Source organism: Caballeronia sp. SBC1 (assembly GCF_011493005.1).
Lineage (GTDB): Bacteria > Pseudomonadota > Gammaproteobacteria > Burkholderiales > Burkholderiaceae > Caballeronia.
The window spans coordinates 582,176-599,293 of the sequence record NZ_CP049156.1; the positions used below are offsets into that span (position 1 = coordinate 582,176).

At 60.9% G+C, this 17,118-nt stretch carries 13 protein-coding genes and 1 pseudogene; 5 read left to right on the plus strand and 9 right to left on the minus strand.

Features of this window, described 5'->3' with window-relative positions:
- The first annotated feature begins 21 nt into the window (after positions 1–21).
- The 4 genes from SBC1_RS02570 to pabB all read left to right on the plus strand — a co-directional run bounded on the left by SBC1_RS02570 (position 22) and on the right by pabB (position 5,860).
- Positions 22–417, plus strand: a complete 396-nt coding sequence (locus tag SBC1_RS02570) for a thioredoxin family protein (RefSeq protein WP_165987183.1) — start codon at positions 22–24, stop codon at positions 415–417.
- 199 nt (positions 418–616) lie between these two features.
- Positions 617–2,572: a molecular chaperone DnaK gene (dnaK, locus tag SBC1_RS02575; protein WP_165086397.1), complete on the plus strand. Its 1,956-nt coding sequence runs from the start codon at positions 617–619 to the stop codon at positions 2,570–2,572.
- 332 nt (positions 2,573–2,904) lie between these two features.
- Positions 2,905–4,047, plus strand: a complete 1,143-nt coding sequence (dnaJ, locus tag SBC1_RS02580) for a molecular chaperone DnaJ (protein WP_165086400.1) — start codon at positions 2,905–2,907, stop codon at positions 4,045–4,047.
- 19 nt (positions 4,048–4,066) lie between these two features.
- Positions 4,067–5,860: an aminodeoxychorismate synthase component I gene (pabB, locus tag SBC1_RS02585; RefSeq protein WP_165987186.1), complete on the plus strand. Its 1,794-nt coding sequence runs from the start codon at positions 4,067–4,069 to the stop codon at positions 5,858–5,860.
- A gap of 94 nt (positions 5,861–5,954) precedes the next feature.
- Here pabB and SBC1_RS02590 read toward each other — a convergent pair.
- The 7 genes and pseudogenes from SBC1_RS02590 to hda form a co-directional block, all read right to left on the minus strand.
- A pseudogene (locus tag SBC1_RS02590) lies at positions 5,955–6,392 on the minus strand (DUF29 domain-containing protein).
- A 106-nt stretch (positions 6,393–6,498) separates the two neighbouring features.
- Positions 6,499–7,314: a 3-methyl-2-oxobutanoate hydroxymethyltransferase gene (gene panB / locus SBC1_RS02595; protein ID WP_165086407.1), complete on the minus strand. Its 816-nt coding sequence runs from the start codon at positions 7,312–7,314 to the stop codon at positions 6,499–6,501.
- Between the two features lie 58 nt (positions 7,315–7,372).
- Positions 7,373–8,080, minus strand: coding sequence for a deoxynucleoside kinase (locus SBC1_RS02600; protein ID WP_165086410.1), 708 nt, complete (start codon positions 8,078–8,080; stop codon positions 7,373–7,375).
- Positions 8,081–8,095: 15 nt separating this feature from the next.
- The gene (gene folK / locus SBC1_RS02605; protein WP_165086413.1) at positions 8,096–8,623 is read right to left on the minus strand and encodes a 2-amino-4-hydroxy-6-hydroxymethyldihydropteridine diphosphokinase; all 528 of its coding nucleotides are present in this window, start codon (positions 8,621–8,623) and stop codon (positions 8,096–8,098) included.
- Positions 8,624–8,706: 83 nt separating this feature from the next.
- On the minus strand, positions 8,707–10,302 hold the full coding sequence (pcnB, locus tag SBC1_RS02610) for a polynucleotide adenylyltransferase PcnB (RefSeq protein ID WP_206365992.1): 1,596 nt from the start codon (positions 10,300–10,302) through the stop codon (positions 8,707–8,709).
- A complete protein-coding gene (locus SBC1_RS02615; RefSeq protein ID WP_165086418.1) occupies positions 10,295–10,981 on the minus strand; it encodes an HAD family phosphatase in 687 nt (228 codons plus the stop codon). The genes pcnB and SBC1_RS02615 overlap by 8 nt, the downstream gene beginning before the upstream one ends.
- 75 nt (positions 10,982–11,056) lie before the next feature.
- Positions 11,057–11,794, minus strand: coding sequence for a DnaA regulatory inactivator Hda (gene hda / locus SBC1_RS02620; protein ID WP_206365993.1), 738 nt, complete (start codon positions 11,792–11,794; stop codon positions 11,057–11,059).
- Between the two features lie 232 nt (positions 11,795–12,026).
- Between hda and purM the strand changes: the two genes are divergently transcribed.
- Positions 12,027–13,082 (plus strand): phosphoribosylformylglycinamidine cyclo-ligase, encoded by a 1,056-nt coding sequence (gene purM / locus SBC1_RS02625; RefSeq protein ID WP_165086422.1) that lies wholly within the window; start codon positions 12,027–12,029, stop codon positions 13,080–13,082.
- A gap of 118 nt (positions 13,083–13,200) precedes the next feature.
- On the opposite strand, the gene SBC1_RS02630 is transcribed toward purM, so the two are convergent.
- Complete coding sequence (locus SBC1_RS02630) at positions 13,201–16,506, minus strand: DEAD/DEAH box helicase (protein ID WP_165987188.1); 3,306 nt, start codon at positions 16,504–16,506, stop codon at positions 13,201–13,203.
- A 72-nt stretch (positions 16,507–16,578) separates the two neighbouring features.
- Entirely contained in the window at positions 16,579–17,079 is a 501-nt protein-coding gene (locus tag SBC1_RS02635; protein ID WP_165086426.1) for a CinA family protein, read from the minus strand.
- Positions 17,080–17,118: the final 39 nt, after the last annotated feature.

Genomic DNA, 17,118 nt, shown 5'->3' on the forward strand with positions numbered 1-17,118 from the left:
TCAGCCAAAGACGCTGCTGTCATGGCCAATATTCCTGTCGACGCCACGGCGTTTGCCGTTTTCGGCATGCAGGAATTGAGCGCCAAGACGTTCGATGCCGGCCTCGAGTCGGCGGCGGACGAACTGGCCGTCGTGTTCTTCTGGGGTTTCGAGTGTTTCAACTGCGAAATTGCGAAGAAGGCGATGCTCGCACAACCGGGCGAGATCCGGGCGCTCGGGCTGAGGTGGTTTCACAGCAACGTCTACGAGCATCGCGATCTTGGCCGCCGTTTCATGCTGCATGGCGTGCCAACGTGGTTCTTCTTCTACCGGGGCAAGCGCCTTGGACGAGCAACCGGCTGGCATGGGCTTGGCCAGTTTGAAGCCGCAGTCGCAGCCGCCCGCGAGAAAATCCGGTTACTCGAAGCGAAGGCGTGAGCGGTGAGCCCCAAGAAAAGTTTCAGATCGGCTGAAAAAAAGCGGGGAAGCGTCAGTTTTTGGTCTTGAAAACGATGCGAACGCTCTTATTTGGCGTACAGGGTTAAATTTTGGGCATCCGGCTAGCGGATTTGACCGTCAACCACGGCGAAAACGCGAAAACGGACCTGCTGCAATCAAAGTCAGGAGAGTGATAAAAATGGGCAGAATCATTGGTATCGATCTGGGCACGACGAACTCGTGCGTAGCGATCATGGAAGGCAACACGGTCAAGGTGATTGAGAACGCGGAAGGCACGCGCACCACGCCGTCGATCATCGCTTATGTGGACGACAACGAAATTCTCGTCGGCGCGCCGGCGAAGCGTCAGTCGGTCACGAACCCGCGGAACACGCTGTACGCGGTCAAACGGTTGATCGGTCGCCGTTTTGACGAAAAAGAAGTGCAAAAGGACATCGCACTGATGCCTTACAAGATCGTGCGCGCCGATAACGGCGACGCCTGGGTTGAAGCCCGCGATCAAAAACTGGCACCGCCGCAAATCTCGGCCGAAGTGCTGCGCAAGATGAAGAAGACCGCTGAAGACTATCTCGGCGAAGAAGTCACGGAAGCCGTCATTACGGTTCCGGCGTATTTTAACGACAGCCAACGTCAGGCGACGAAAGACGCGGGCCGTATCGCCGGTCTGGAAGTGAAGCGGATCATCAACGAACCGACCGCAGCCGCGCTCGCGTTCGGTCTGGACAAGAACGAAAAGGGCGATCGCAAGATTGCGGTGTACGACTTGGGCGGCGGCACGTTCGACGTGTCGATCATCGAAATCGCGGACGTCGACGGCGAGAAGCAGTTCGAAGTGCTTTCCACGAACGGCGACACGTTCCTCGGCGGCGAAGATTTTGACCAGCGCATCATTGACTACATCATCGCCGAGTTCAAGAAGGATCAAGGCGTTGACCTGTCGAAGGACGTGCTCGCGCTGCAACGCCTGAAAGAAGCCGCTGAAAAGGCGAAGATCGAGTTGTCGTCGGCTGCTCAGACCGAAATCAACCTGCCGTACATCACGGCGGACGCGTCGGGTCCGAAGCACTTGAACCTGAAAATTACGCGTGCGAAGCTGGAGTCGCTGGTTGAAGACCTGATCGAACGCACGATGGAACCGTGCCGTATCGCTATTAAAGATGCAGGCGTGAAGGTCGGCGAAATCGACGACATCATCCTGGTCGGCGGTATGACGCGTATGCCGAAGGTGCAGGAAAAGGTTAAGGAATTCTTCGGCAAGGAACCGCGCCGTGACGTGAACCCGGACGAAGCCGTGGCTGTTGGCGCCGCGATTCAAGGCCAGGTTCTGTCGGGTGATCGTAAGGACGTGTTGCTGCTGGACGTGACGCCGTTGTCGCTGGGTATTGAAACCCTTGGCGGCGTGATGACGAAGATGATCAACAAGAACACGACCATCCCGACCAAGCACGCACAAGTCTATTCGACCGCTGACGACAACCAGAGCGCCGTGACGATCAAGGTGTTCCAGGGCGAGCGCGAGATGGCAGCCGGCAACAAGCTGCTGGGCGAGTTCAACCTCGAAGGCATTCCGCCGGCAGCACGCGGCACGCCGCAGATCGAAGTGAGCTTCGATATCGACGCGAACGGCATTCTCCACGTCGGCGCGAAGGACAAGGCGACCGGCAAGGAAAACAAGATCGTCATCAAGGCGAACTCGGGCTTGTCGGACGCCGAGATCGACAAGATGGTGAAGGACGCCGAAGCGAACGCGGAAGAAGATCACCGTCTGCGTGAACTGGCCGACTCGCGCAATCAGGGCGACGCGCTGGTGCACAGCACGAAGAAGGCCGTAGCTGAATACGGCGACAAGGTTGAAGCGGCTGAGAAGGAAAAGATCGAAGCGGCATTGAAGGACTTGGAAGAAGCGCTGAAGAGCACGGCGAGCGACAAGGCTTCGATCGACGCGAAGATTGAAACGCTGGCAACGGCGTCGCAGAAACTCGGCGAAAAGATGTACGCCGACATGGCTGCAGCGCAAGGTGCGGCGGGCGCGGCAGGTGCAGAGGGCGCAGCAGGCGGCCCCGGTGCGCAAGCGGCGCCGGAGCAGCACGATGATGTTGTCGATGCCGACTTCAAGGAAGTGAAGAAGGACTAAGTCGATTGAACCGCGTCAGCGATTCGTCGATGAACGAACCGGTCCTGTGCAGCCTGGGTGTTGCGCGGGACCGCGACGAAAAATGTCCAGCGAGAAGTTGAGCGCACGGACGAAGAGCGCGCCTGGCGAGCCAAATGGCTTTCCGGGCACGTTGTTTTTTTAGAGGGCGCTGTGCTTTGTGCGGGTTGATTTGCGTGCCGGTCACTTATTGATCGCGCGAATCATGCATGTATGCCAGACGTCGACGAACCACATGAGTCGCGAGACTCCAGGCATCCAAGAGGGAGCTGCCGCACCTGATCTCTGATCAGCCGCGGTGGCGCTGAACCGATATGGCGAAACGGGATTACTACGAGGTTATGGGCGTCGCGAAGAATGCGAGCGACGACGAAATCAAGAAGGCTTATCGCAAGCTTGCGATGAAGCATCACCCCGACCGCAATCCGGATAACAAGGATTCGGAAGCGCGTTTCAAGGAGGTCAAAGAGGCCTACGAAATGCTCTCGGATCCGCAAAAGCGCGCGGCCTACGATCAGTACGGCCATGCCGGCGTCGATCCGAACATGGCCGGTGCAGGTCAGCAAGGCTTTGGCGGATTCGCCGATGCGTTCGGCGATATTTTCGGCGACATCTTCGGCCAGGCCGCCGGCGGTGGCGCGGGAGCCAGCCGTGGGCGGGCGGGTCCGCAGGTTTATCGCGGTGCGGACTTGCGCTACAGCATGGAAATCTCGCTGGAGCAGGCGGCACACGGCTACGACACGCAAATTCGCGTCCCGAGCTGGGTAAATTGCGAGATTTGCAAGGGCTCGGGTGCGAAGCCCGGTACCAAGCCGGAGAGCTGTCCAACGTGTCAGGGTCAAGGCACCGTGCGCATGTCGCAAGGCTTTTTCAGCATCCAGCAGACTTGCCCCAAGTGTCACGGAACCGGCACTTACATTCCTGAGCCGTGCGGACATTGCCACGGCGCGGGCAAGGTGAAGGAAACGAAGACGCTGGAAGTGAAGATTCCGGCGGGTATTGACGACGGCATGCGCATTCGTTCGTCGGGCAACGGCGAGCCGGGCATCAACGGCGGTCCGAGCGGTGATTTGTACGTCGAGATTCACATCAAGCAGCATTCGGTGTTCGAACGCGACGGTGACGACCTGCATTGCCAGATGCCGATTCCGTTCACCACGGCGGCGCTTGGCGGTGAGATCGAAGTACCCACGCTGGCTGGCCGCGCGAGTTTCACCGTGCCGGAAGGCACTCAGTCGAGCAAGACCTTCCGGCTGCGTAGCAAGGGTATCAAGGGATTGCGCTCGAGCATTGCCGGGGACCTATATGTGCATGTGCAGGTCGAAACACCGGTCAAGCTCACTGACCAGCAACGCGATCTGCTCAAGCAGTTCGAGCGTTCGCTGACGGAAGGCGGCGCTCGTCATAGCCCGCAAAGCAAGAGCTGGTTCGATCGGGTGAAGAGTTTCTTCGACTGAGCAATCTTCGATTAAGGCAATGATCATGCAGCAACGCAGCGAGGTTTTCGCGCTGCTCGACGATTGCGACTCGACCGCCGAAAGGCGGTCGAGTCGCCTTTACGCCAGCTTCCTGCGCGAACGGTCATGTCATGACGCCGCCGAACTCGACGCAGTGTGCGCGAGTGTTGCAGCAGACCTGCGCGACGGATTGCACGCCGTCGTGCTCGCAGACTATGAATTTGGCCGTAACCTCCAGTTAGCGCAGCCCGGCGATGCCGCGCTGCGCTTTTTGTTGTTCCGCGAGTGCACGTTGTTATCGCGTGAAGAGGCCGAAGGTTGGCTCGCCTCGCGCGATAACGGCCTGGCCGACCAGCCGTCGGTGGCGGGTGTAGCGAACATTGAAGCGAGTGTGTCGCGGGATGCATTCGAGCAAGCCATTACGGCCGTCCAGGAAGCGTTGCTGGCGGGCGATTCCTATCAGGTCAACTACACGTTCCGTCTCGCCTTCGATGTGTTCGGCTCGACCGTTGGGTTATATCGGAGGCTGCGGGAGCGGCAGCCGGTGCAATACGGCGCGCTGATTGCGCTGCCCGATGGGCGCGATGTGCTGTCATGCTCACCCGAGTTGTTCATCCGCCGCGAGGGCGACGTGCTGCGCGCACGGCCGATGAAGGGCACCGCGCCTCGCAGCGCGGACCCAGAATGGCTACGGCTCGATCCGAAGAACCGAGCTGAAAACGTGATGATCGTCGACCTGCTGCGTAACGATATGTCGCGTGTCGCGGTCACGGGAAGCGTGCACGTACCGCACTTGTTTTCGGTTGAGGCATACACCTCGATTTGGCAGATGACATCGACGGTCGAAGCGCGGTTGCTTCCCGGCGCCACCTTCGCGCCCATTCTTCGGGCGCTTATGCCGTGCGGTTCGATCACGGGCGCGCCGAAGCACAAGACGATGCAACTGATCGACGCGCTGGAAGCCACGCCGCGCGGCATTTATACAGGCGCAATCGGCTGGCTCGACACTCACCAGGACTTCTGTTTGTCGGTGCCGATCCGGACGCTGGAAATAGAGCATGGCAGAGGCAAGATGGGCGTGGGCGCAGGCATTGTGCTGGACAGCGTTGCCGCCGATGAATTCGAGGAGTGCCAATTGAAGGCTCAATTCCTGACCGGCTCGGATCCGGGTTTCCAGCTATTCGAGACAACTTTTGCTACGCGGGAACAACGCGTTCGGCATGGAGATCGGCATCTTGCGCGACTTGCCTCTAGCGCCGAGTGGTGCGGCTTTCCGTTTGATCCGGTGAAGCTGCAGGAACGTATCGATGAAACATGTGCGAGCTTCGAAGCGAAAGCGGGTTATCGGTTGCGGATTGCGTTGAGCAAAAGCGGCGAGATTGCCGTGACGAGTGCGCCGCTCGCGCCGTTGGCGGCGTCAACGGTCGACGTTTTACTGGCATCGGAATATGGCTTTGCGCCGCGATCGTCGGATGATCCGTTGCTCAGGCACAAGACAACGTCGCGTGAAGAATACGATCGTGCGTGGCGCAAGGCCGAAGCGCAAGGCGCATTTGACATGCTGTTCTTCAACGAGCGCGGAGAGCTGACGGAAGGCGGGCGATCGAACGTGTTCGTGCGACTCAACGGCCGTTGGAGCACGCCGCCGCTCGATGCAGGATTGTTGCCGGGCGTGATGCGTGGCGTGTTGATTGAAGAGCTGGAGGCTGAGGAACGCACGCTGACGCGTGAGGACCTGGACCGCGCGGAGTCGCTGATGATTTGCAACGCGCTTCGCGGCGCGATGCCGGCGCGATTGAAGCGGTTGAGCTAATGCTAAGAGAACACAAGAGAAAAGAAGAGAAACGGCCGGCTACGTTACCGCGCAACGTAGCCCTCCATGCACACCCTCTCGCTTCACGCATCGGCTAATCCGGGTAAAACGCTTGAGAGAGCGCCTGCTGCATGCTCCACGGACAGGCGTCAGGGAAGATTGCAAACCCGATCTCTGTTTCCTGGCTGGCTGTCTGGCGCGCGTCGGCCCACATATCCATGATCCACTCCGGATCCACCAGCATCGGCGCCAGACTTGGCGTTTTCTTCAGCCGCAGCTCGATGCGCTCGCGCTGAACGTCAATTGTGCGCCTCCAACTGCTGCCGCGCCTGTCTGGTTGATATCGCCACTTGAGCAGATGGGCCTACAGCGCAGCCATGCGGCTGGCCAACTCGCGTTGTTCGCTCTTGCCCACGTCCTCAATCTCCTCGGCGATGTGTCCAATGTCGATGGCTGACAGCTTGCCCGCACGCAGCAACGCCGCCTGCTCGGTCGCCCAGGCCACCACGTCTTCTTCGTAAGTCGTTCCCATGACATCCCCCAGCTTTCGGGTGAACTTATGTCAGCTCGTAACGCGAAGTGGCTCAACGAAGCTAGATGCGTAGAATGCTGCCCCTGACAGAACCGCAAAAAGCCCCTTAAAACGTATGCTCCGGTCCCGGAAAGGTCTTCTCCCTAACGGCGTGAACATACGCCTCGACGGCGGCAAGAATACTCGGTTGCCCTTGCATGAAGTCTTTAACAAAGCGCGGCCGTTTGCCTGGGAAAATCCCGAGCATATCGTGCAGCACCAGCACTTGGCCCGAACACTCGATCCCCGCGCCAATGCCAATTGTCGGGATAACCAACTGTTGCGTGACCTCGCTAGCCAGCAGCGTAGGCACCGCTTCGATCACCAGCAGCTGCGCGCCGGCATCTTGGAACGCCTGCGCATCGCGGCGCATTTGCTCGGCACCAGCATCGGTTTTCCCTTGCACCTTGAAGCCGCCAAACGCATGCACCGATTGCGGCGTCAAACCCACATGCCCGCAAACCGGAATTGACCGGTCGACGAGAAACTTGACCGTATCGGCGACCCATTCTCCGCCTTCGATCTTGACCATCTGCGCGCCCGCCCGCATCAATTGCACGGCGTTCGCATAGGTTTCCTCACGAGAACCGACCGTACCAAACGGCATATCGGCGACAACCAGCGCATTCTTGTTGCCTCGCGCGACTGCCGCAGTGTGATACGCGATATCGGCCAGCGTGACGGGTAATGTTGTGCCGTGCCCTTGAAGCACGTTTCCAAGTGAATCGCCAATCAACAAGACATCGACGCCCGCGCGATCCAGCAACGCGGAAAAACTCGCGTCGTAACACGTCAGCATCGTGATTTTTTCGCCGGCTTCGCGCATGGTCCTGAGTTTCGGGACAGTGATCGCGGAGCGGCTGGTTTCCTGCAAATACGCCATGGCAATTTCCACATCGACTAGATAAGAGACGGCACGCCTGCGCGCAAGCCGGACGGACTTAAAGTGACGTGCCCTTGACAAAGAATTCCTTGCGCCCACGCATGGTTTCAATGCGGTCTACCAGCAGCGCCAGATCGGCGTCCGATTCCAGCGGATTCAAATGCTCGGCGTTCACCGTCAGCAGCGGCGTAGCGTCGTAATGATAGAAGAAGTCATTGTAGGCGTCGCAGAGGGCGCGCAGGTACGTGTCGGGAATCTGCAGTTCCATCGGCAGCGCGCGCTTTTGAATGCGCGCGAACAATACCTCGGGACTGGCCTGCAAGTACACGACCAGATCCGGAGCGGGTGCGGAAGTATCAATACGCTTGGCGATCTCCCGGAACAACTCGAATTCGTCGTCGGGAAGCGTGAGACGCGCGAACAGCGCGGTTTTATCGGTGATGAAGTCGGTGATGAGCGGCGCGCTGGCGCTTTGCCCCGGATGCCCGGGTGCGCCCAATAGCGCCGCTGCGACCTCCTGCGTTTGCTGCGCGCGCTGTAACGCGAACTGCAACTGCGTGGGTAGCGCGTAACGCGTGTTGTCACGATAAAACCGTTCGAGAAACACGTTCTCCTGCGGACGCTCGAACAGCGTGCGCATTGACCAGCGTTCGGCGAGCAGCCGCGCCAGCGTGGTCTTGCCGACGCCAATGGGCCCTTCAATCGCAATATACCGATGCGGCGGGCGCAACTGCGGCGCGGTGACGGTCAGGGGCGAGATGCTCATGGGGCTATTCACCTTTCAAGCTTCGCGTCGCGAAGTACAGCGGGAAGCGAATAGCGGGCACTGATGTGTCGCCACTTTTTCAATACGTTGATTCTGAACCGAAGCGAGAAACGCATCGGCGCGGCCAAGTTGTGCGATGACTACATCGCGGTCGAGTTCGACCAGCGGCACGAGTGTAAACGCGCGCTCGGTGAGACGGGGGTGGGGCACGACAAGGTCGGCTTCCTCGATGCAGGAATCGCCGTACAGCAGGATGTCGATATCAAGTGTACGCGGCGCGTTTCTATATGGCCGCTCGCGTCCGAAATGGCTTTCTATGCCGTGACACAGCCGCAGCAACTGGCGTGCGGGCAGCGTGGTATCGATCTTGACGACACAATTGAAGTAGTCGTCGCCACCGGCGTCGATGGGCGCGGTGCGATAGAGGCTCGATTTCGCGAGCACGGTGATCGTGTGTTGCTGAGCAAGACACACCACTGTGTCTTTCAGGGTCTGGCGCGCGTCACCAAGGTTTGCGCCCAGGCCCAGATAAGCTACCGTCATGGCATGAATCCTACAACTGTCGTTCGGCGAAACACGACTCACGCGTGTTGATCGAAATGATCAAAACACGCGCACGGTCCGTGTCAATCGTCGCGCTGGCCACCGCTTTCGTCGCCATACCGCACATCACGCACGTCACGCTCTTCGCGAGCTGACCCTTCTGCGGTGCTCGCGCCGCCCTCCATTCCGTCACCCGGCCTGCGGCTTTTGGCGTTGCTGCTACGCCGCCGTCGTTTCTTGGTGGGTGCCCGGTCCTTCCCGCCTTGCGAGAGCAGTGACTCGCGCGCGGCAGTGTCCCCTTCGATGAAATCCGTCCACCACTGACCAACCGATGCATCCAGTTCGCCGGATTCGCATCGCAGCAGGAGGAAATCATAACCCGCCCTAAACCTTTGGTGTTCCAGCAGCTTCATCGCGGTTCTGCCCGAGCGTTTTTCGAGCCGATGTTGCAGACCCCATATCTCGCGCATATCCGATGAAAAGCGCTTATGGATAGCAAGCTTTTCGGTCTGCATGTCGAGTACGTCGTCCATCGCTCGATGCATCGCGGGCACGGGGAATTCGCCGGCCAGTTCGTATTGCTGCCAACGCGTCTGCATGTCGTTCCAGAGCAGCGTGGCGAACAGGAAGCCCGGCGACACACCTTTGCCGGCGCGCACACGTTCGTCGGTGTTGGTCAACGCGAGCGTGATGAATTTCTCGCCGTGCTGTGATTCGAAAATCACGTCGAGCAGCGGCAGCACACCGTGGTGCAGACCTTCCGCGCGCAGCCGAGTCAGGCACGCGAGCGCGTGGCCTGAGAGCAGCAGTTTGAGCATTTCGTCGAAGAGACGGGCGGCCGGGACGTTGCTAATCAGGTCGGCCAGTTCCGCGATCGGCGCGCGCGTGGCAGGCTCGATCTCGAAGCCGAGCTTCGCTGCAAAACGCACGACACGCAGCATGCGCACCGGATCTTCGCGGTACCGTGTGGCAGGGTCGCCAATCATGCGCAGCAAACGCGCACGGATGTCGGACATACCGTCGTGATAGTCCAGCACGGTTTGCGTGGCCGGATCGTAGTACATGGCGTTGATCGTGAAGTCGCGACGCGTGGCGTCTTCATGCTGCTCGCCCCACACGTTGTCACGAAGCACGCGGCCGCTGGCATCTACCGCATGCGTGCGCGTGTCCATCTCGCCGCGTCGCAGACGCGGTGGAGGCGGCGAGGGCGGTGCGTCGACGGGGGTATCGACGAGCGCGCGAAACGTAGATGTCTCAATGATGTCCTGCCCGAACTGCACGTGCACGATCTGGAATCGCCGGCCAATGATGCGCGCGCGGCGGAACAGCTTCTGCACCTGGTCGGGCGTGGCGTCTGTTGCAACGTCGAAATCCTTCGGCGCCACGTTCAGCAGCAGGTCGCGCACGGCGCCGCCCACGATAAACGCACGATGCCCGCCTTGCTGCAGGCCATCGGTCACGCGAATCGCGTTCTTCGAGATCAGCGACGGGTCGATGCCGTGCACGTCCGCCGCCAGGATCACCGGCACGTTGGGATCACGCTTCGCTGCGGCGGGCGCGGCTTTCTTGCGTGTGCTCTTGCGGGCGGGTTTTACATCGTCGGAGAGCGGGGCGGTTGCCGGGGTCTCTTCTTTGGCGCTTTCCTGGCCGAACAGCTTGCGGATAAGTTTTTTAATCACGTGGGGAGAAGATTTCCAGGATGCGCCAGCCGCGGGCTTGCGCATGCGCGCGCAAGGTGGCGTCGGGATTGGTCGCGATCGGGTCGGTGACTTTCTCTAGTAGAGGAATGTCGTTGTGCGAGTCGCTGTAGAAGTAGCTGTGTTCGAAGTCGTTCAGGTTTTTTCCCATGGACGCGAGCCACGCTTCGGTGCGCACGATCTTGCCCTCGCGATAGCTTGGCGTGCCCGTTGCGCGGCCGGTCAGCTCGCCGTTGGGGACATTGTCGACCGTTTCGACCTCGCACGCGATCAACGCTTCAATCCCGAACGCCCGGCCGATCGGCGCCGTGATGAACGCGTTCGTGGCGGTTACCAAACAGCAGAGATCACCTGCTTCCTGGTGTTTGCGCACGAGTTCCAGCGCGGCTGGAGCGATGGCCGGCGTGATGATTTCGCGCATGAATTGCGCATGCCAGTCGTCCAGTTGAGCGCGCGGGTGCTGGGCCAGCGGCGAAAGCTGGGCGCTCAGGTACGCGTGGATATCGAGCGTGCCGGCTTTGTAATCTTCGTAGAACGCGTCGTTTTGTTTCGCGAACTTCTCGGCATCGACAATGCCGAGCTTCGCCATGAAGCGACCCCATTCGTGGTCGCTGTCTGTCGGGATGAGCGTGTGATCGAGATCAAATAGGGCTAGGTTCATGGGAGCGCATTTTACTTGAAGCGGGTGGAAGCGTTCGCTGGCTGCTTGCGGCGGAGTGCCAGACTACTAGTCGGGCTAAAAAAGCTCGTTCTGCGGACGGGGCGCGTTGTCTGCCGCGTTGCCTTCTTTTGCGGCGAGCATCGTGCGCAATAACGGCAGTGTCACGGCGCGCTTTTGTTCCAGCGAAAAGCGGTCGAGCTCATCGAGCAAGGTCATCAGGCTGGGCATGTCGCGGCGAAAATGCGTGAGCAAATAGGCGGGGACGTCGTCGGCCAGCGCGATGCCGCGCTCGCGCGCCGCGTGTTTCAGCGCGCTGGCCTTGCTTTCGTCGGAGAGCGGCGTGAGCTGGAACACGAGTCCCCAGCCGAGGCGCGTGCGCAAATCTTCCCTCACCGATAAACCCAGCGGCGCCACGTTACCCGTTGCTACCAACGCGCTGGCCGGATGCGCGCGCACCTCGTTGAACAGGTTGAAGAGCGCGATTTGCTGCGCGCCTGAAAGTTGCTCGCAGTCGTCGATTGCGTAGACGCTGGCTTTCGGGTCGAATGTGAAGGCGGCCAGCGGCGCCTGCGGGCTCAGAAACCGCGCCCGGCCGTTCGCTTCGTGCACCAGCGCCTGCAGCAGATGGCTGCGGCCGCTGCCCGCTTCCCCCCAGACGTAGAAGGTCCGGTCGGCTACGGGGCCGGCTGCGAGCGCACCGTCGAGTTCGCGCAGACGGGTCACCAGTTCGTGGTTGCCGGCGGCGAAAAAATTATCGAAGGTGGCGAGCGGCGGCGTGCCGAGATCGAGCGTCAGTTGGCGTTGCACGGGCAATCGGTTCCGTCAGGGCGTATCTTGAAAAGCGGCGCGCTCAGCGGGCCGATGCCCGGTTTATGCCGTGGCGAAAGGCGTTGAGCGCAGGGTCGAGTTTCCAGCCGGATGGGCGTGAGTCTCGAAAAGGGTTTGGTGCGGTCTTTCTGAGTCAGGGCCGCGAACTGCGAGAAATCCGGCCGGGCGGCTGGCATCGGTTAAAATCTCATTTTACCGACCTTCTCGCCGATCCCCCATGAATCAACCGAAATCCGCCCCAGACGCCCAAGGTTTGTCCTATCGCGACGCGGGCGTGGACATCGATGCCGGCGACGCGCTTGTCGACCGGATCAAGCCCTTTGCCAAGAAAACCATGCGCGACGGCGTGTTGGGGGGAATTGGCGGATTCGGCGCGCTGTTCGAAGTGCCTAAACGATACAAAGAGCCGGTGCTGGTATCCGGCACGGACGGCGTGGGCACGAAGCTGCGTCTGGCTTTTCAACTGAACAAGCATGACACGGTTGGCCAGGATCTGGTCGCCATGAGCGTCAACGACATCCTGGTGCAGGGTGCCGAGCCGTTGTTTTTCCTCGATTATTTCGCTTGCGGCAAGCTGGACGTGGATACGGCGGCGACCGTGGTGCAGGGGATTGCGCAGGGTTGCGAGCTGGCCGGGTGTGCGTTGATCGGCGGTGAAACGGCTGAAATGCCGGGCATGTACCCGGACGGTGAGTACGATCTGGCCGGGTTTGCGGTGGGTGCGGTCGAGAAGAGCAAGATTATCGATGGCTCGACCATTCAGCCGGGCGACGTCGTGTTGGGCCTTGCTTCTTCCGGCATCCATTCGAACGGGTTTTCGCTGGTGCGCAAGATTATTGAGCGTGCGCAGCCTGATCTGAATGCCGATTTCGATGGCCGTTCGCTTGCCGATGCCTTGATGGCGCCTACGCATATTTACGTGAAGCCGTTGTTGTTGCTGATGTCGCAGATGGCTGTGAAGGGCATGGCGCATATCACCGGCGGCGGGCTGGTTGAGAATATTCCGCGGGTTCTGCGCGATGGCCTGACGGTTGAGCTGGATCACCGGGCGTGGCCGCTGCCGCCGTTGTTCTCGTGGCTGCAGAAGCATGGCGGTGTGGCGGATGCCGAAATGCATCGGGTGTTCAACTGCGGAATCGGCATGGTCGTGGTGGTGGCCGCTGCCGACGCTGAAGCCGCGACGGGTCTTTTGTCGGCTGCCGGTGAGCAGGTTTGGTCGATCGGTGTGGTGCGGGAATCGCTTGCCGGTGAAGCTCAGACTGTAGTGGTGTAAGTTTTTGACCGCGCCGGCGGACCGAAAGGGGTCGCTGGCGCTGGGCGGAAGCGGTCAGGGGCAAAAGCCCAGTCCCCGCCGCCCGATGATCCCTCCCGATCCACCGGTGCGAACGAACTCAAACCGCCGGCATTGGCGCCAGTAACGCCTCAATATCCTCGGCAGAAAACTTCGCTGCTCCGGCCGCGTCCTCACGCAAAATACTATCGGCGAGAGCGGCTTTGCGGCCCTGCATGGCCACAATCCGTTCTTCAATACTCCCCGCCACAATCAGCTTGTAGACAAACACCGGCTTCAATTGCCCAATCCGGTGCGCCCGGTCCGTCGCCTGATTCTCCGCCGCCGGATTCCACCACGGATCGTAATGAATCACCGTGTCCGCAGCGGTCAGATTCAATCCCACGCCGCCCGCCTTCAGACTGATCAGGAACAACGGCACCTCGCCGTCCTGAAAACGCGTCACCGGCGTAATCCGGTCAGTCGTATCGCCCGTCAATGTGACGTAGGGAAGCCCGGCTTTATCGAGCGCGGCAGCAATGATTGCCAGCATCCCGGTGAACTGCGAAAACAGCAGCACCCGACGCCCTTCCTCAAGCAACTCCGGCAGCATGTCGAGTAGTAAATCGAGCTTCGCCGATTCCTCCACACGCCCTGCCCGCGCCAGCTTCACCAACGCCGGATCGCAGCAAACCTGCCGCAACTTGAGCAACGCCTCGAGCACGACAATATGGCTGCGCGCCAAACCCTGGTCGGCCACCGCCATCCGCACTTTTTCCTGCATCGCGATCCGAACGGTCTCGTAAAGATCACGTTGCGCGCCCTCAAGCGCCACCGTGCGCACAATGGTCGTTTTCTGCGGCAATTCCTTCGCGACCTCATCCTTTCTTCGACGCAGCATGAACGGCCGAATCCGGCGCACCAGCAAATCGCGCCGCACCGGATCGTCGTATTTTTCGATCGGTGTACGCCAACGCTTCGTGAAATCTTTCTGCGTCCCGAGGAAACCGGGCAGCAAGAAATCGAATTGCGCCCACAGCTCACCCAGGTGGTTTTCCAGCGGCGTGCCAGTCAGGCATAGCCGATGTCGCGCGCGCAAATCGCGGATACCCTTCGCGGCCTTGGTCGCGACGTTCTTCACTATTTGCGCTTCATCGAGGATCAGCAGGTGGTACTCGTGCAGCGACAACATTGCCTGATCGCGCCACAGCAGCGGGTAGGTGGTCAGCACGAGATCGTGCTCGCCAATCTGATCGAACCGTTCCTTGCGCTGTGGTCCATGCAGGTCCAGCACCCGCAGATCAGGCGCGAACTTTTTCGCTTCCTCACGCCAGTTGTGAACCAGCGTGGTCGGCAATACAACGAGCACCGGCCGGTCCAGCCGTCCGGACTCCTTCTCGACCAGGATATGCGCCAGCGTCTGCACGGTTTTGCCGAGACCCATGTCATCGGCGAGAACGCCGGACAAATTGCGCTCGCGCAAATACTGCATCCAGTTGAGCCCTTCGCGCTGATACACCCGAAGCTCGGCATGCAAGCCGCGCGGCACGGGCACTTCCCGCAAGCCTGGCCCTTCCTGCAAACGCTGAGCAAGCTCGCGAATGGAAAGGTCGCCGTGAAACTCCCAGCGGCCTGTGTCGCTGAGCGCTTCCAGCCGCCCGGCGTCCTGCTCGGAGACACGCAGCGGATGCGTGCCGATGGTATCGAAGAGATCGATCAGTACGCGCACCACCGGCTTGATCCGCGCCGCCCGCACCCGCAGCCGCTCGCCAAGATCGGTCTTCAGCTCAATGCCTTCTTCGTCGGGGATTGAATCGATAGCGCCTGCCAGCCAGCGCCGGTCACGCTGGAACAGATCGGCCAAAAGCGGTTCGAGCCGAACGCTCCGATCACCCACGGCAATGCCGAGTTCCAGGTCGAACCAGCCGTCGTTTCCCTGGCGTGCGGTGCCCTGAATATCGTCGATCTCAATAAAGTCGAAGCGAAATTCCGGCGACATGCTCACGCGCCAGCCGTCCTCACGCAACGCGGGCAGCGCGTCGTTGGTGAACACGGCCCATGCGTCGGGCACGGGCAAGCCGAGCACGCCGCTGGGAATGGGCTTGGGACCAAAACGTTGATTCGATGGAATCTGGCGGAAGCCAAGATCGTAGAGCGAGGCCAGGTAACGCGCTTCCACGTCGTGACGGCGCCTGACCTGAACCATCTCGCCTGACGCGGCGCGCATGACCGTGGTGGCGCGCGTGGGGTCGATGCTGAAACCGTCGTAATCGAACGTCACGAGGGCAAAGTCGAGCACGTTCGCGGCGGTGCGCTCGTCGCGGGGACGCCAACTGCTGTTGACGGGCCGTGTATCGAGCGCGAGCGTTGGCACGGGCTCCGTATCGATAATGCGCACGTTCAGCGTTTCCGGCTCGGGCGGCGGGGGCAGGTCGGAATCGACTTCACGCAGCATGGCGCTGACCAGCGGCGCTTCGGCGAGCGAGATGGGCGGCATCGACAAATAATCGGCCAGTTGCCGCGCGGGTTGCGGCATATCGACAATGCCCGCTTCACGCGTTTGCGCGTCGGCGAACCACAGCGGTTCGGTGGGAATGACCAACGTGGCGGGCGGCTCGGTTTGCAGCACGGGGTGCACGCGATCATCCGCGTCCGGCGTCCATTCGATTCGTCCTGGCCGTTGCTCACCTTCGCGCAGCGGCCGGCGCGGCTCCGAGGCATCGTGGTCGGCCGGCATGGCGCTGAACAACCGTCCTGTCGCCAGCATGCGCTTCACCAGATCCGCACCATCTTCGCCGTGTAGCCCGAAACCGCCGAAATCGTTGCGAGTACGCCCAATGACGAGCCCCCGCACAATGGTCATGTCTTCATCGCTGACGAACTTCGGCTGCTTGACAAGCGCCGCGTCCAGATTGGTCCAGGGCCGGTCGAGGGTCTGGAACGAACCGTCCGGACTGAGCCGCACTTTATGCAGTGCGACTTCCGGGGTGCGCATGATGCGTGACGCTCCCAGCACATAAACGAGCGCAAGCGCACCGCTCGTCTCGCCGGGCTTTTTCGCGGAGTTGCTGCGAGTGGAGGCGAACCTCGAGCGGAATCCTTCAAGCCAGCCCGCCACTTCCGGGCGCACGGTTTCGGACTCGCGCGGCCTGTCCGCGGCGCTCGCGAGCAATACGGCGGCGGCGTGCTTGCAGCCGAATCCGACCGGGCACGAACAATGGCCTTGCGCGGAAAGCTTGCCGTGCTGCTCGCCAAACATCACCTCCACGGTATACGGCTGGCGTTGCGTTCCTTGAACGTTGGCGCGCAGCACGTCTTCGTCCCAGTGCAGACGCGTCACCTCGTCTACATAGCCGCGCGCCTTGGCAACGGTATGCGAGCCGAGCCATTTGATGATTTGAGCCGTGTCGTACACAAACGCCGGCATCAGCAAACCCGTCCGTGCATGGCCGTTCCTGTCTCAGCCCGTATTGCCGCCATCCTTTCGATCACCGTCTACTCACCGTTCCCTTCGTTCCAATAGTTCCAGCAAGCCGCGCAGCGCGTACGCTGCCGCTTGCGTGCGAATCTGCGCGCGGTCGCCCTTGAATTGCTGCGTCTCCACGGTCGTGTGCAAGCGGTTGCTCCACGCAAAAGACACCATGCCGACAGGCTTCGTTTCCGTGCCGCCGCCCGGTCCGGCCACGCCGGTAATCGACAACGATACCTGCGCCCGGCTATTCCTCAGCGCGCCTTCTGCCATGGCTTTGGCGACCGGTTCGCTGACCGCGCCGTGGCGCTCGATCATGTCGGCTGGCACGCCGATCATCTCGGTTTTCGCCAGGTTCGAATAGGTGACAAAACCGCGCTCGAACCATGCGCTGCTGCCGGAAATATCGGTCATGGCTGCGGCGACCAAGCCGCCGGTGCACGACTCGGCGGTCGCGAGCATCAGCCGCTCGTCGCGCAGTTTGTTGCCGGCACGGATGGCGAGCTGGTGGACGACGTTATCGGTAGCCATGGCAAAGCCTCGAGTGGGGGCGGTCGGAAACGTGAGATG

Coding starts and splice junctions, on each gene's coding strand:
- SBC1_RS02570 (WP_165987183.1), top strand. CDS start 22: ATGGCCAATATTCCTGTCGACGCCACGGCGTTTGCCGTTTTCGGCATG.
- dnaK (WP_165086397.1), top strand. CDS start 617: ATGGGCAGAATCATTGGTATCGATCTGGGCACGACGAACTCGTGCGTA.
- dnaJ (WP_165086400.1), top strand. CDS start 2,905: ATGGCGAAACGGGATTACTACGAGGTTATGGGCGTCGCGAAGAATGCG.
- pabB (WP_165987186.1), top strand. CDS start 4,067: ATGATCATGCAGCAACGCAGCGAGGTTTTCGCGCTGCTCGACGATTGC.
- panB (WP_165086407.1), bottom strand. CDS start 7,314: ATGGCGTATTTGCAGGAAACCAGCCGCTCCGCGATCACTGTCCCGAAA.
- SBC1_RS02600 (WP_165086410.1), bottom strand. CDS start 8,080: ATGAGCATCTCGCCCCTGACCGTCACCGCGCCGCAGTTGCGCCCGCCG.
- folK (WP_165086413.1), bottom strand. CDS start 8,623: ATGACGGTAGCTTATCTGGGCCTGGGCGCAAACCTTGGTGACGCGCGC.
- SBC1_RS02615 (WP_165086418.1), bottom strand. CDS start 10,981: ATGAACCTAGCCCTATTTGATCTCGATCACACGCTCATCCCGACAGAC.
- purM (WP_165086422.1), top strand. CDS start 12,027: ATGAATCAACCGAAATCCGCCCCAGACGCCCAAGGTTTGTCCTATCGC.
- SBC1_RS02630 (WP_165987188.1), bottom strand. CDS start 16,506: ATGCCGGCGTTTGTGTACGACACGGCTCAAATCATCAAATGGCTCGGC.
- SBC1_RS02635 (WP_165086426.1), bottom strand. CDS start 17,079: ATGGCTACCGATAACGTCGTCCACCAGCTCGCCATCCGTGCCGGCAAC.